Source organism: Mesorhizobium sp. WSM4815 (genome assembly GCF_055811575.1).
The window spans coordinates 80,875-93,501 of the sequence record NZ_JBVVQS010000083.1; the positions used below are offsets into that span (position 1 = coordinate 80,875).

The window sequence follows — 12,627 nt, forward strand, 5'->3', positions numbered from 1 at the left end:
ATTCCGATTTTCGAGCCGATGCGATAAGCCATGATCCGGCGGTGCCCGCCCGCCGGTCCCATCGAAAGACAGTTTGGAGAAGGTCCCATGCGCGCCCAGCCAAAGGCATCGCACTATGTCAACGGACGCTACATCGACGATGAGCAGGGTGCGCCGCTGCCGGTCATCTATCCGGCAACCGGCGAGACCATCGCGATGCTGCGTTCGGCGACGCCGAACGTGCTTGAACTGGCGATCGAAGCAGCGCGTGCAGCACAACCGGCCTGGGCGCGGCTGAAGCCGGTCGAGCGCGGGCGCATCCTGCGCCGCGCCGCCGACATATTGCGCGTGCGCAACGCCGACCTGGCGCGCATCGAGACGCTGGATACCGGCAAGGCGATCCAGGAGACGCTGGTGGCGGACGCGCCATCGGCAGCCGACTGCCTCGAATATTTCGGCGGCGCGGTCGCTGCCTATAATGGCGAGTCCGTCGATCTCGGCGGCGCCTTTGCCTATACAAGGCGCGAGGCGCTGGGCGTCTGCGTCGGCATCGGCGCCTGGAACTACCCGATCCAGATCGCCGGCTGGAAATCGGCGCCGGCACTCGCCATGGGCAACGCCATGGTGTTCAAGCCGTCGGAGAACACGCCGCTGTCGGCGCTGGCGCTCGCCGAAATCTATACCGAGGCCGGCCTGCCCGACGGGCTGTTCAACGTCGTGCAGGGCTATGGCGATGTCGGCGCCGGTCTCGTCGGGCACGATGTCGTCGCCAAGGTTTCGGTGACCGGCTCGGTGCCGACCGGCCGCAAGGTGCTGTCGCTCGCCGGCTCGAAGATGAAGCACGCCACCATGGAACTTGGCGGCAAGTCGCCGCTGATCGTCTTCGACGATGCCGACCTCGAAAACGCCATCGGCGGCGCCATGCTCGGCAATTTCTATTCGACCGGCCAGATCTGCTCCAACGGCACGCGGGTCTTCGTGCAGAAGGGCATCCACGACCATTTCGTCGAACGACTGGTCGAACGGACCAAGAAAATCCGTATCGGCGATCCGCTCGACCAGGAAACGCAGATGGGACCGCTGGTCTCCAAGGCGCAGCATGAAAAGGTCATCGGCTATATCGAGGCCGGCAAGCAGGATGGCGCTGTGCTCGCCTGCGGCGGCAATGTACCTTCGCTGCAAGATTTCCAGGGTGGCTTCTTCGTCGAGCCGACGGTCTTCACCGGCGTCACCGACACCATGCGCATCGCGCGCGAGGAGATTTTCGGGCCTGTCATGAGCGTGCTGAAATTCGACGGTGAGGACGAGGTGATCGACCGCGCCAATGATACCGAATTTGGCCTTGCCGCCGGCGTGTTCACGCGCGACCTGCCGCGCGCCCACCGCGTCATCGCCGAGCTGCAGGCCGGCACCTGCTGGATCAACGCCTACAACCTGACGCCCGTCGAAATTCCCTTCGGCGGCTTCAAGCAGTCGGGAATCGGGCGAGAAAACTCGCTTGCCGCGTTGGCACTCTATTCGCAGTTGAAGTCGGTCTATGTCGAGACCGGCGACGTCGCGAGCCCCTATTGAGGCTCACCGGCGCCGCCGACCAGAGACCTTAGCCAGAGAACTTAGAACGTCTGGTTGTAGGCGCCGACTTCGGGGCTGCGGCGCAGCACCGCATCGACGGCTTCGAACATCTGACGGCGCCGCTCCGACGACACCGGGCTCTCCACCACGACGACAAGCTCCGGCTTGTTCGACGACGCCCGCACCAGGCCCCAAGTGCCGTCCTCGGCAACGACGCGAACGCCATTGACGGTGATCAGCTCGGCGATCTTCTGCCCGGCGAAGATGGCGCCGTCATGCTTCATGGTCTGAAAGTCGGAAACGACCCGCTCGACCACGCCATATTTCAGCTCGTCGGCGCAGTGCGGCGACATGGTCGGCGTGCCGAAGGTCAGCGGCAGGTCGCGGTAGAGATCGGCCATGCTGCTTGTCGGGCTGCGATCCAGCATCTCGCAGATGGCGATGGCTGTGATCAGACCATCATCATAACCGCGCCCGATCGGCGGGTTGAAGAAGAAATGACCGGATTTCTCGAAACCGGCGATGGCGCCAAGCTCGGCCACGCGCCGTTTTATGTAGGAGTGGCCGGTCTTCCAGTAGTCGGTGACGGCGCCATCGGCGCGCAGCGCGGCGTCGGTATTGAACAATCCGGTCGACTTGACGTCGACGACGAAGGTCGAGCCTGGATGCAGGCGCGCAATGTCGCGCGCGAGCATGACGCCGACCTTGTCGGCGAAGATCTCGTTGCCTTCATTGTCGACCACGCCGCAGCGGTCGCCATCGCCGTCGAAGCCAAGCCCGACGTCTGCTCCTGTCTCCAGCACCTTGTCGCGGATCGCGTGCAGCATCTTCATGTCTTCGGGATTGGGGTTGTAATTCGGAAACCTATGATCGAGCTCGACATCGAGCGGGATCACCTCGCAGCCGATCCGTTCCAGCGCTTCAGGTGCAAAAGCGCCGGCAGTGCCGTTGCCGCAGGCGGCGACCACCTTGAGCTTTCTCGCTATGCGCTTGTCGCGGGTCAGGTCGTCGAGATAGGTCTTGCGGAAATCCGCAACGAAGTCATAGGAGCCGCCGCCGACCAGGTCGAAGTCGCCGGCAAGCACGATCGCCTTCAATGCGCTCATTTCCTCCGGACCGAAGGTCAAGGGCCGCGCCGCCCCCATCTTGACGCCGCTCCAGCCGTTCTCGTTGTGCGAGGCGGTGACCATGGCGACAGACGGCGTGTCGAGCGCGAACTGGGCGAAATAAGCCATCGGCGACAGCGCCAGCCCGATATCCCTAACCCGCGCCCCGGCGGCCATCAGCCCGGAAACCAGCGCCAGCTTGATCGCCAGCGAATAGGAACGGAAATCATGCCCGGTCACGATATCCGGTCCGGCGCCCAGGCGCCGGATCAGCGTGCCGAGCCCCATGCCGAGCGTCTGGACACCGATCAGGTTGAGTTCCGGCGGCTCGGCAGCGCCCGGATGGCCGAACCACCAGCGCGCATCATACTCACGAAAGCCGGACGCCTTGATCAGCGCCGAGGTTTCAAACTCGAAAGTGTTGGGAAGGGCTTCGCTAACAATCTTCAGGGACAAGACAGCAACTCCAAGCGGCTGGAATCAGAGTGGTTTCAACGCAGGTGGCCATGCCTATAACACGAGCCCTTAAGCGGTGTTTATCCCGCAGGGAACTGAAACCTGTATGACGTTAAGGCGAAACGGCAAGAAATGCGACAGAAGCGCTGCCATTGGCGCTTGCAGGAACGAAGTACGGCGGCTATAAGCCCGCGGTCTGGTCACGGAGTGTAGCGCAGCCTGGTAGCGCACATCGTTCGGGACGATGGGGTCGCAGGTTCAAATCCTGCCACTCCGACCAGAAAAAACAATGGGTTAGGCATCCCGAATTATGCCTGCCCCACAGATATCCCCACTGAAAAGATGGAAAAGCATCTTGGCCGCTCGATGGAGCTGGCAGACGCATACCAAACCACTCGCGATTTTGCAGAATCTGAGGCCGCGCCATCTAAACTATGTCTGCTTCGCGCCAAACGTGTTCAATCGGCGATAGTTGTCGAATGACTTCACTCGGGGCGAAAGCGCCAAGGGCGTATCAATGCAACGATTGCGGCTGATGCCAGCAGAATAAGCCCTGGAACGCCTAAGATCACGGCGTGCATCTCCAGCATAAGGGCGAACGGAGTATCCGCTTTTATCATCGGCTTAATCTCCCCTAAAACCTGAAGGCATTCAACATCGCGACTTCAATGACTGAAGCGTTAACATTCCACCATTTGTAACCTGCCATTGGCGCTGTGCGCGGGATTTAGGCTGCCGCGGATCGGACACCGCCGGCACCGGCGAGTCGTCCAACGATCTTGCTCAGCGTTCGCAGCGTCCAGGCCAGCGGCGCCAGAACCATCCTCAGCAGAGAAGCCAGGACAAGACAGAGTATGAAGTAGGCCGCAAAGGCGCCGAGCCAGGCCGGGAGACCTGCTTGTTCGGCTATCCAACCGGCCGCGTTTGTCAGAAGGTGAGGTCGCGTGATCGCCACATAGGGAAGTGCGACGACGGCGGCGACACCGGCTGCGGTACCGACGGCGGAAAGCGATAGGAACGCACCTTTGCCTGCTGCCCTCAGATGTGCGATCCGCACAGTTCCGCGACCAGCTGCGGCCACCGGTGCCCTCGCAACCCGCAATGCCTTGGCTGCGGCGCCCATGCCCCCGACGACGATTGCCGCATCGAAGGCCGCCCAACCCATCTCGTCCCAGGTCGGAAGCCGCTCGCCGCGGGTGATCACCCCTTCCAGGTCGGAAACGCCGCCCAGGACTATGTTCTTCGCACCAAGCAGCGTGCGGGTGAACTGTCTGCGGACTGCTGTTCCGTCAACGATCTCGAACTCCGACAGCATCTCATGCCCGCGATCCTTGAGCTCGCGAATGGCAATAAGCCCATATTGCTCCGGCGAAATCTCGGCGAGGCCGAATCCCACCTGCCGGTCGTCCCACAGGCTCGAGAGGCCCTGACCGATGGTTTCCTGCAACAAGTACTGCGACGATCCATTCTTCACGAAGTAAGCAATCACCGGCACGACCGGATGGCCGAGACGGTCGAAAACCTCCACGAAATCCGCATCCTCGCCATAGACGAGGAACACTCTGGCTGCATCGTCGCCATATTTCGCCGCTGCCTCATGCCAGCCGAGCCCGCCTGCCGCGCAGGCTGCAAGAACCCATGGCCGAGCCTGCTCCACAGCTTTGCTGCTGAGCGGGCAACGGGTGTCGTCCCGGCGAACTTCCTCCGCCAGCGCGGCTCGCATGACCTCATCCTCGAAGTGATGGGGCTCCCGCCATTCCCAGCTGAGCGTCAGGATGATCGCCACAACGATTGAGGCTGCTAGCAGATATCTCATTCTCAAGGGGCATCCTCCCGCAGTCATGCATGCCAAGACGTGCCGAAGCTATCAGCCAATCCCGATGAAGCGATCGTTAGTTCTGGGATGTGGTGGAAATTTGCTGAAGGGTGGCCGACAGCGGACGTTCCGTTTTCCACCAAACCTCGGCGTTCATGGTCATTTTGGGGCCGCAAGCGGACTGGCAGCTTTGGCCCTCGGATCTTCAATAGCTAACCTTCACGTCGGTGCGAGTAACGCCGTGACGTGACCCCCTGCGGACGTTCGTGGCATCGCAGCGAACGTCCGGAATGTATGACAGCTGACGTTCGTTGTCAGATAGACAAATCTGAGCGAGCGGTAAGGAAGCTTGAAAAGGCAACCTACGTGCTGCTATTGGCCGGAGCACATGAGGCGACATGATCAGCTCAGTCCGTCGCCGCTCGTGGCTGCAAAGCCGATTGCCTGCACAGACGTACCGGCTCCCGCTTGTATTAGTCACGCATTTGGTACCCTTGCCCGGACCCCGGCCCGCGGGGCTCAATCCTCCGGCGGGGTGAAGACCGCGCAGGGATCAGCGATACCGCGCAATAAGTGCTCGCCCAAAGGGATCAAAGCCGTTGTCGTCTCCGCCGCGACCGCGCCCGAGATGAGCACGCTGCGACCAAGGGGCCTGCATAGCCCTTCGAGCCGGCTGACCAGGTTGACCGCAGGGCCGATGGCAGTGAAGTCCAGCCGGTCGGCCGCGCCGATATTGCCCCACAGCATCTCACCGAGATGCAGTGCCGCGCCGAAGGGCAGCGGCGGCAGCCCCTCCGTCTGCCGCACCGCATCGAGATGGGCCATGCCGGCGCGGGCGGCGACAACAGCCCGCAGCGCCGCCTCGCAGGCCTCGGCCGGGGCGCCCGTGACCGGGAAAATCGCCAGCACACCGTCGCCGATGAACTTCAGCACCTCGCCCCCGAAAGCATGCACCGCCCCGGCGACGCGGTCGAACCAAGCGTCGAGGGCGGTGATCATCGCTGCGGGCTCCGTCGCCTCGGACAGGGCGGTGAAGTCACGCAGATCGGCACAGAGCAGCGCGGCGCGGATGGTCTCCCCGGTGCCGCGGCGCAGCGCGCCGGCCTGCACCCGGGCGGCACTGCGCCTGCCAAGATAGGCCTCGAGCAGCGCTGCCAGCGCCGCCCGCGCGGTCAGGGCGGCTAAGGGCGCTGCGGCGAAGCGCGCGGCCTGGCGCAGCCGGCCGGCCTCGGCGGGGCCGAATGGCCGGGTCCCTGCCCAGCCCAGCACCGGACTGTCCGGCTCCGGGCCGATCGTGTCCTCCTGCACAGGGCCAAGCTCGGCCAGCCAGTCGCGCCCGGCTTGGTTGAGCGGGCCGCCGGCGAAGCCCAGCGCCTCGATCACCGCCCCGGTCTCCGCCTGCCACAGCCAGGTGCGGCGGGCGATGATCGGATGCGGCACCGCGACCGTCAGAGCGCCCCCGGCCAACGGCAGGCCGTCGGCCAGCAGCCGGCCGCCGAGCTCGGCCAGGAACCAGTCAGAGCCGGGCGAAGAGCCGGCCTCGTCCAACAACCAGGCGAGGGGCGCGGGCAGATCCATGCCGCGATTATGCCACCGCGGCCACTAGCCTGTCATCCGCGCCGCGGGATGGCGCTTCTGCCTGTCATGTTGTCACGTGAGGACGCCCTCAACGGGACAGGACGGGACGTCGTTAAGGGCGTACTTAAGGGAGAGGTGACATTCAGGGCGAGGCCATGGGACTGCCGCCGGCACAACTACTCCTTTACATAGACGCCATCCTCCAGACTCACGGTCCAATCCTCGATGAGGCAGCCTTCGACACCCCTGCGAGCGACGAGCGGAAAGAGTCAGTCCCTGCCATGCCAGGGGTCCGGCCCCGGTTCACGCCCGGCCGCAACCTCGGCCAGCCGGCCGAGGTAATGGGCCCAGCCTTCCGCATGGCCGGCGCATTGCTCGGCGTTAGGCAGGCCGGTGTGGGTCAGGCGCAGCAGCGTTCCGTCCGGCTGCTCGATCAGGTCGACCTCGATCAGGCTCGACCCCGGCGGCACCACCTCGCTGCCGTCCCAGCCAAAGCTGTAGGCCAGGCGGTGCACCGGCACCACCTCGCGGAAGGAGCCGCGAGCGCAGCGAGCCCCAGTGACATTGACGAGATAGAGCCCGCCAGGCTGCGGCTCGACCTCAGCCTCCGTTCCCATCCAGCGCAGGATCTTCTCCGGATCGGTCAGGAGGGCGAACACCGCGGCGGGCGGCGCCGGGATGTGCGTCTCGCGGCGGACGACGAGGGACTCTTGCATCGGTCTCTCCTACGGTTGCGATGACCTGCTCCGCCTGAGGCGGAGGATGGACGGGCGCCTTCTGTCCTAGTGTGGGAGGTCTTTTCTGACAGCATGTAGGCGGAAGATCGCCTTCAACAAGCAGCTTGGCGAGAAGAAATCCGCACCCGGCTTGAGCGATTCCTGATCGACACGACATGATTGTCGCCTAAGTCAGTCGCATTGGAGATCACTCCGACGCATCTCCCACGTTTAAGCGCTTCAATCGGCATTGTGGGTTTGACGCTGGCCTCCTGCGCCACGAGGTGCCTTCGGGCAGGCGCATCTGGAGGTGTGAGATCGCCTGCAATGCTGAATCTGACGCAATTGTGCTGCAGTTTGCCATCAGAAGGCACCTATCAGTCGGGCCTGAAGCAGGTCGATCTTCCCGCGCCCATACATTCGGCGGTAGCGGATCTGCTGGCTTCAGAAGCGCTCGAGGCGGTCCGAAAGCCTTGTTTATGGTCTGGAGGTTCCAGGACTCGATGCCGCCGACCCGCTCGATCGACTTCACGTGCTTGGCGAGCCGGGACGCGCGATCATGACTCAACCGCCTCCGCTCTCGGAGCAGCTTTCCGTAGGTCCCGCAAGGGGTCCGAATTGCGACTTTCGCTGCGTCCAGAGCATATGTCCGCTGCTGGCGCAACCGTGACCTCCGGTGCCGTCGCCGGCGATGTCTGCTTCCCAGGCAGAGACGAGTTCATCTCTACGGCTGACATCGGCGCATTGCGGACCAACAGCGGTGGGCCGGATGCGACCGGAAGCTCCAGGAGAAAAAGACCTCCTAGGCGGATAGTTCGCATGCCGCCGTGTCCGGCTTATAGCGGACATTCGGCAATTTGGCAGCGAATGATCACATTGTGACAATCTTGCCGAAGACGAACGTCTAACCTAAACCCTCATCCCAGGATATCAACCGAATTGGAGCCACTGTTTGGGACCGGGCGTAGTTGCGACGTTTGCCCTATCCGGACGTGTGAGCAAATGCCGTGGGCAACCGTGATGCGTGCATTTTTTCGTTCGGTTGCTGCGACGATCGTGATGTCCGGCGTGGCCGGTTGCACCAGCATTTCTTACTACGCACAATCCTTGAAGGGTCACGTGGAGATCATGGCGGCGCGCCAGGATGTCGAAGAGCTGATCGACGATCCTTCGATCCCTGGGACACTACGCGCTCGAATGGAATCGGCGAGCGCCATCCGACAGTTTGCGATAGATGAACTAGCGCTGCCGGACAACAATAGCTACCGCAGCTATGTTAACGTTGGTCGGGACGCGGTGACATGGGCCGTCTTCGCCGCGCCGGAATTCTCGCTGACGCCACGAACATGGTGCTTTCCGGTGTTCGGATGCGTTCCGTACCGAGGATACTTCTCCAAAAGGTCTGCGATTGAAACCGCTGTCGAACTTCAGAGACAGGGCCTGGACGTCTATGTGACGGGCATCACTGCATATTCGACGCTTGGCTGGTCAAGTGACCCGCTGCTAAGTACGATGCTCAGCCAAGATGAAACGTATCTTGCGGGGCTAGTTTTCCATGAGCTGGCCCACCAACGCGTCTATGTGAAGGACGATTCCGCATTCAACGAGGCATTCGCTGTCGCCGTCGAAACAACCGGCGTGAGAAAATGGCTGCGCGCGGCTGGTGATACCGGCGAGTTGCGCCGTTACAAAGCCGACCGGAGGCGCAGAGCTCAATTTCTTGCGCTGGTGTCGCAGACCCGGGACGAGCTAAGCCATGTCTATGACGGCAGCGCTACCTCTGAGCAGAAGCGGGCCGCGAAGATGGCCGCGATCGAACGGCTGCGGATGCGCTACCGAGAGATGCGCGACAGTCGCTGGCGTGGATACCAGGGATACGATGTCTGGTTCGATTCTCTGATTAACAACGCGAAGCTCGCCGCGACTTCCGTCTACGGCGATCAGGTGGCGACGTTTCTCCGCTTGTTCGATTTGTGTTCGGGCGACTATCCACGGTTCTTCGCGTCGGTTCGACGGATCGGAGCGTTAGACAAGGCTTACCGCGCCGAAGCGCTCAAAGCAGCGGATTCATGCGATAGCCGGTCAAATCCGAAGGCCAGAAGCGGCGAGTCGGTCGCCGATGTGCTCGGCAGCCGGCGCAGGTGATTGGATTGACCATTTGTCGGCCGATTTCCTAGGAACTTTGACGTCGGCGGGGCCGGAAGCCGCATGTCGGCCTACAGAAGCCAAAAGCGGACTTGCCTGAACTCCCCGGCGGATCCTGGACCACAATGGTTGCCGGCGGGCCGTGGCGCCTCAGGCTGCGCCCTACTAGGCCGAAAACCTCACGCTCACGCCGCGCTGCCGAAAATAAGCCTGCATCAGCTTGCGGCCCGAACGGTTGTTCTGCGCCAGCCTGGTCGGATCGAACACCGCTTGTTTTATCCCTTCTCGTGTCATCGCCGCCTTAAGCGTCGCGATATGCGCGTCGAGGTCGGCATTGTCCGCCCGCAGCGATGCATAGATACTTTCGGTCGCCTCGGCTATGGTCGGTTCGCTCACAGGTGTCGTCCTTTGGTTGGTTGAGCGGCGGCTTACCACAGATTCGCGGCTCCGCCGATACCGATGAGACGGCTAGATGGGCGGCAACAGTGTCCCTTGGGGCTTAAAAGGGATGCCAATGAGGGGCGCCGGCGGCTAACGCGCCATAAGGATCGGCATCGACGGGTCTTCAAGCATCGAGACGGTGACGCCACCGAAGATGCGCTCGCGCAACCGGGAATGACCGTAAGCGCCCATCACCATCAGGTCGGCGGCGATGTCGAGCGCGTGCCGGCGAAGCACGTCGACGACTGAATGGTCCAGGCTGGGCAGCCGGTCGACCGTGACATTCACGCCATGCCGCGCGAGATAGGCGGCGGCGTCGGCTCCGGGTTCGGCCCCGTGGCGGTACTCGTCCTCCACCGGATCGACCATGACGAGGTGCACCTCATCGGCGCCTGGCAGCAGGCCGAGGGATTCGCGGACGGCACGCGATGCCTCCAGACGGGCGTCCCATGCAATCAGCACGCGTTTCGGCTTCAGGGTCGGCTGCGCCCCCGCGGGGATGAGCAGCAAGGGCTTTCCCGAAGAAAACAATGCGCCTTCGATCGCTTTGCTTTTCAGCGTTTCGTTGGCGAGCAGCTCCGGTCCAATGACCGTAATGTCGGCATAGCGGGCACGGCGGCCGATGGTGTCGTCGGCCCAGCCGGCTTCCGGATATTCGCTGGAGACATCGGCCGAAAGCACGCTGCCGGCGAGAAAAGCCGACAGGTCAGCAGTCCGCTTCTTCAACAGATCCTCGACGGCCCGACGCTCGTCGAGCCAGGCTTCTGAAACGACCGCGGCATACTCCCCGACTGGTGGCGGCGCAGCTACGGCAACGACCAGAACAGCAAGATAGGCGCCGATCTCGTTGCACAGGTCGGCGGCAGGCTTGAGATCACCGTCTCCCTCGTGCGGTCCCGTAACGGCAAGTATCGTCCTGAAAGCCATGGCGGCTGCTCCCGATTTTGCCCCAAAGCCCAATCGTCGTTGCAACAACAGCGAGACGGCTCGGCGCGCTGCTAGCGCTGAGTCAAGAACGCCGCCGGTCATCATTTGATCCGTATCAACATGCCCACGGGCCGACGCCAACAGGTTTCAGGCCGCTGGAGGACGCCAAGAATACGCCCCGAACACCGGAGCAGCAGCATCACGGAACGCATTCGTGACCTGGCTGGTTATATCCAGGCGCTGTAGCAGCAAGGGCCTGATGGCGTGGAATTTCAGCGACCACGCTCGCTGGCTTCCCCAGGTTGGGTACAAAACAAAGAGGCATCCGATGATCGTCGAGGATCAGCAATCCGTGGCCGCGATGTTGATGGACCCTGCCGCATATGGCGAGAGCGGACCGGTCGAGGCGATCGAGACCCATATCTCGCGGATATTTCTGGTTGGCCAGCGCGCCTACAAGATCAAGCGAGCGGTCAAGCTGCCCTATGTCGACTTCTCGACCCCGGCGCTGCGGCTCGCCGCTTGCGAGAAGGAGGTCGATCTCAACTCCAGGACTGCCCCCGGCCTCTATCTGGAGGTGCGGCGCGTCACCCGCGAGGCCGGCGGCGAGCTGGCCTTCGACGGAAGCGGCAAACTGGTCGATGCGGCGATCGAGATGGTCCGCTTCGATCAGTCGAAGCTGCTCGACCGAATGGCAGTCGGTGGCGAACTGACGCCTGCGCTGATGACGGATGTCGCGCGCATGATCGTGCGTTATCATCGCGGTGCGCCGGAGGTCCACAAGGGCAGCGGCTCCTCGAACCTGGCAGGCGTGCTTGCCATCAACGAAGCCGGCTTTGCCACCAGCCATGTTTTCGAGCAAGCCGAGATAAAGGCGTTCAACGGGATTTTTCGCACCGCCCTCGCCCGTCATTGCGAGTTGCTCGACCGGCGGGAGACGGCAGGCAAGATTCGGCGATGCCATGGCGACCTGCATCTGCGCAACATCTGTCTCTTCGACGGCGAGCCCCGCCTCTTCGATTGCATCGAATTCAACGACCAGATCGCCAGCATCGATGTGCTTTACGATCTGGCTTTCCTGCTGATGGACCTCTGGCATCGCGGCTTTCCGGAACTCGCCAACCTGGTGATGAACCGCTATCTCGACGAAGCAGACGACGAGGACGGCTTCATCCTCCTGCCGTTTTTCATGGCAGTGCGGGCCGCGGTGCGCGCGCATGTCACCGCAACCCAGATCGAGGAAAGCGGTGACGATTCCAGCGGGCTGCTTGCCGAGGCCAGATCCTATTTCGAGCTTGCCCGAACACTTCTCGAGGAAAAGCCTCCTCGGCTGATCGCCATCGGCGGCTTGAGCGGTTCCGGCAAAACGGCCGTTGCCGAGGCACTCGCCGCACATGTTGGCGCGCCGCCCGGCGCACGCATTGTCGAAAGCGACCGCATCCGCAAAGCCCTGCATGGGGTGCCGGCCGAGACGAAGCTGCCGGACAGGGCTTATCGACCTGACGTGTCGGACCGCGTCTACCGCGAAATGGCATGGCGCGCCGACTTGATCCTTGCCGAAGGCGGTTCGGTGGTCGCCGATGCCGTCTTTGACCGGCCGGCCGATCGCGACCGCATCGAGAAAGCTGCAAACGGCAGAGACGTTGCTTTCGCCGGATTCTGGCTGGAGGCGGATCCGCTCGTTCTTTGGCAGCGGGTGAGCGAGCGCAGTGGCGGTCCTTCTGATGCCACAGTCGATATCTTGTCGCGGCAATTGCAGCGAAAGGCTCCCCCGTCCAACTGGCGCAAGGTCGACGCCGATCGAAAGCTCGCCGATATCGCCGCAGAATTGGCCAAGGTTTCGGACGCGGCCGCTTTTGCGCAGAATCCTCCACTCAAGACCGCATCGTGA

Annotated in this window: 9 protein-coding genes and 1 tRNA gene; 4 read left to right on the forward strand and 6 right to left on the reverse strand. The window is 62.8% G+C overall.

The window, feature by feature from the left end:
* Positions 1-87 precede the first annotated feature (87 nt).
* Positions 88-1,551, forward strand: coding sequence for a betaine-aldehyde dehydrogenase (gene betB, locus AC0L2B_RS08140; RefSeq protein ID WP_473744863.1), 1,464 nt, complete (start codon positions 88-90; stop codon positions 1,549-1,551).
* A gap of 41 nt (positions 1,552-1,592) precedes the next feature.
* Here betB and AC0L2B_RS08145 read toward each other — a convergent pair whose 3' ends face one another.
* Positions 1,593-3,113 (reverse strand): phosphomannomutase/phosphoglucomutase, encoded by a 1,521-nt coding sequence (locus AC0L2B_RS08145; RefSeq protein ID WP_473744864.1) that lies wholly within the window; start codon positions 3,111-3,113, stop codon positions 1,593-1,595.
* A gap of 203 nt (positions 3,114-3,316) precedes the next feature.
* On the opposite strand from AC0L2B_RS08145, the gene AC0L2B_RS08150 reads away from it, so the two are divergent.
* Positions 3,317-3,393 (forward strand) — tRNA-Pro (locus AC0L2B_RS08150).
* Positions 3,394-3,840: 447 nt separating this feature from the next.
* On the opposite strand, the gene AC0L2B_RS08155 is transcribed toward AC0L2B_RS08150, so the two are convergent.
* From AC0L2B_RS08155 to AC0L2B_RS08165, 3 genes are all read right to left on the reverse strand, one after another.
* Positions 3,841-4,929 (reverse strand): hypothetical protein, encoded by a 1,089-nt coding sequence (locus AC0L2B_RS08155; RefSeq protein ID WP_473744865.1) that lies wholly within the window; start codon positions 4,927-4,929, stop codon positions 3,841-3,843.
* A gap of 519 nt (positions 4,930-5,448) precedes the next feature.
* The gene (locus tag AC0L2B_RS08160; RefSeq protein ID WP_473744866.1) at positions 5,449-6,507 is read right to left on the reverse strand and encodes an adenylate/guanylate cyclase domain-containing protein; all 1,059 of its coding nucleotides are present in this window, start codon (positions 6,505-6,507) and stop codon (positions 5,449-5,451) included.
* A 269-nt stretch (positions 6,508-6,776) separates the two neighbouring features.
* Positions 6,777-7,223: an SRPBCC family protein gene (locus tag AC0L2B_RS08165; protein WP_023801387.1), complete on the reverse strand. Its 447-nt coding sequence runs from the start codon at positions 7,221-7,223 to the stop codon at positions 6,777-6,779.
* A 1,020-nt stretch (positions 7,224-8,243) separates the two neighbouring features.
* On the opposite strand from AC0L2B_RS08165, the gene AC0L2B_RS08170 reads away from it, so the two are divergent.
* Positions 8,244-9,368: an aminopeptidase gene (locus AC0L2B_RS08170; protein WP_473744867.1), complete on the forward strand. Its 1,125-nt coding sequence runs from the start codon at positions 8,244-8,246 to the stop codon at positions 9,366-9,368.
* Positions 9,369-9,533: 165 nt separating this feature from the next.
* Here the strand turns inward: AC0L2B_RS08170 and AC0L2B_RS08175 are convergent, their stop codons facing one another.
* Both AC0L2B_RS08175 and AC0L2B_RS08180 read right to left on the reverse strand, forming a co-directional pair.
* A complete protein-coding gene (locus AC0L2B_RS08175; RefSeq protein WP_473744868.1) occupies positions 9,534-9,764 on the reverse strand; it encodes a hypothetical protein in 231 nt (76 codons plus the stop codon).
* A 135-nt stretch (positions 9,765-9,899) separates the two neighbouring features.
* Positions 9,900-10,736 carry a universal stress protein gene (locus tag AC0L2B_RS08180; protein WP_287174534.1) on the reverse strand — a complete coding sequence of 279 codons (837 nt, stop codon included), beginning with the start codon at positions 10,734-10,736 and terminating at the stop codon, positions 9,900-9,902.
* Positions 10,737-11,064: 328 nt separating this feature from the next.
* Here AC0L2B_RS08180 and AC0L2B_RS08185 point away from each other — a divergent pair, with 328 nt between their 5' ends.
* A complete protein-coding gene (locus AC0L2B_RS08185) occupies positions 11,065-12,627 on the forward strand; it encodes a bifunctional aminoglycoside phosphotransferase/ATP-binding protein (RefSeq protein ID WP_473744869.1) in 1,563 nt (520 codons plus the stop codon).

Bases quoted from the DNA above. Each gene is read 5' to 3' on its own strand.
- betB (WP_473744863.1), top strand. From the start codon at position 88: ATGCGCGCCCAGCCAAAGGCATCGCACTATGTCAACGGACGCTACATC.
- AC0L2B_RS08155 (WP_473744865.1), bottom strand. From the start codon at position 4,929: ATGAGATATCTGCTAGCAGCCTCAATCGTTGTGGCGATCATCCTGACG.
- AC0L2B_RS08160 (WP_473744866.1), bottom strand. From the start codon at position 6,507: ATGGATCTGCCCGCGCCCCTCGCCTGGTTGTTGGACGAGGCCGGCTCT.
- AC0L2B_RS08165 (WP_023801387.1), bottom strand. From the start codon at position 7,223: ATGCAAGAGTCCCTCGTCGTCCGCCGCGAGACGCACATCCCGGCGCCG.
- AC0L2B_RS08170 (WP_473744867.1), top strand. From the start codon at position 8,244: ATGCGTGCATTTTTTCGTTCGGTTGCTGCGACGATCGTGATGTCCGGC.
- AC0L2B_RS08180 (WP_287174534.1), bottom strand. From the start codon at position 10,736: ATGGCTTTCAGGACGATACTTGCCGTTACGGGACCGCACGAGGGAGAC.
- AC0L2B_RS08185 (WP_473744869.1), top strand. From the start codon at position 11,065: ATGATCGTCGAGGATCAGCAATCCGTGGCCGCGATGTTGATGGACCCT.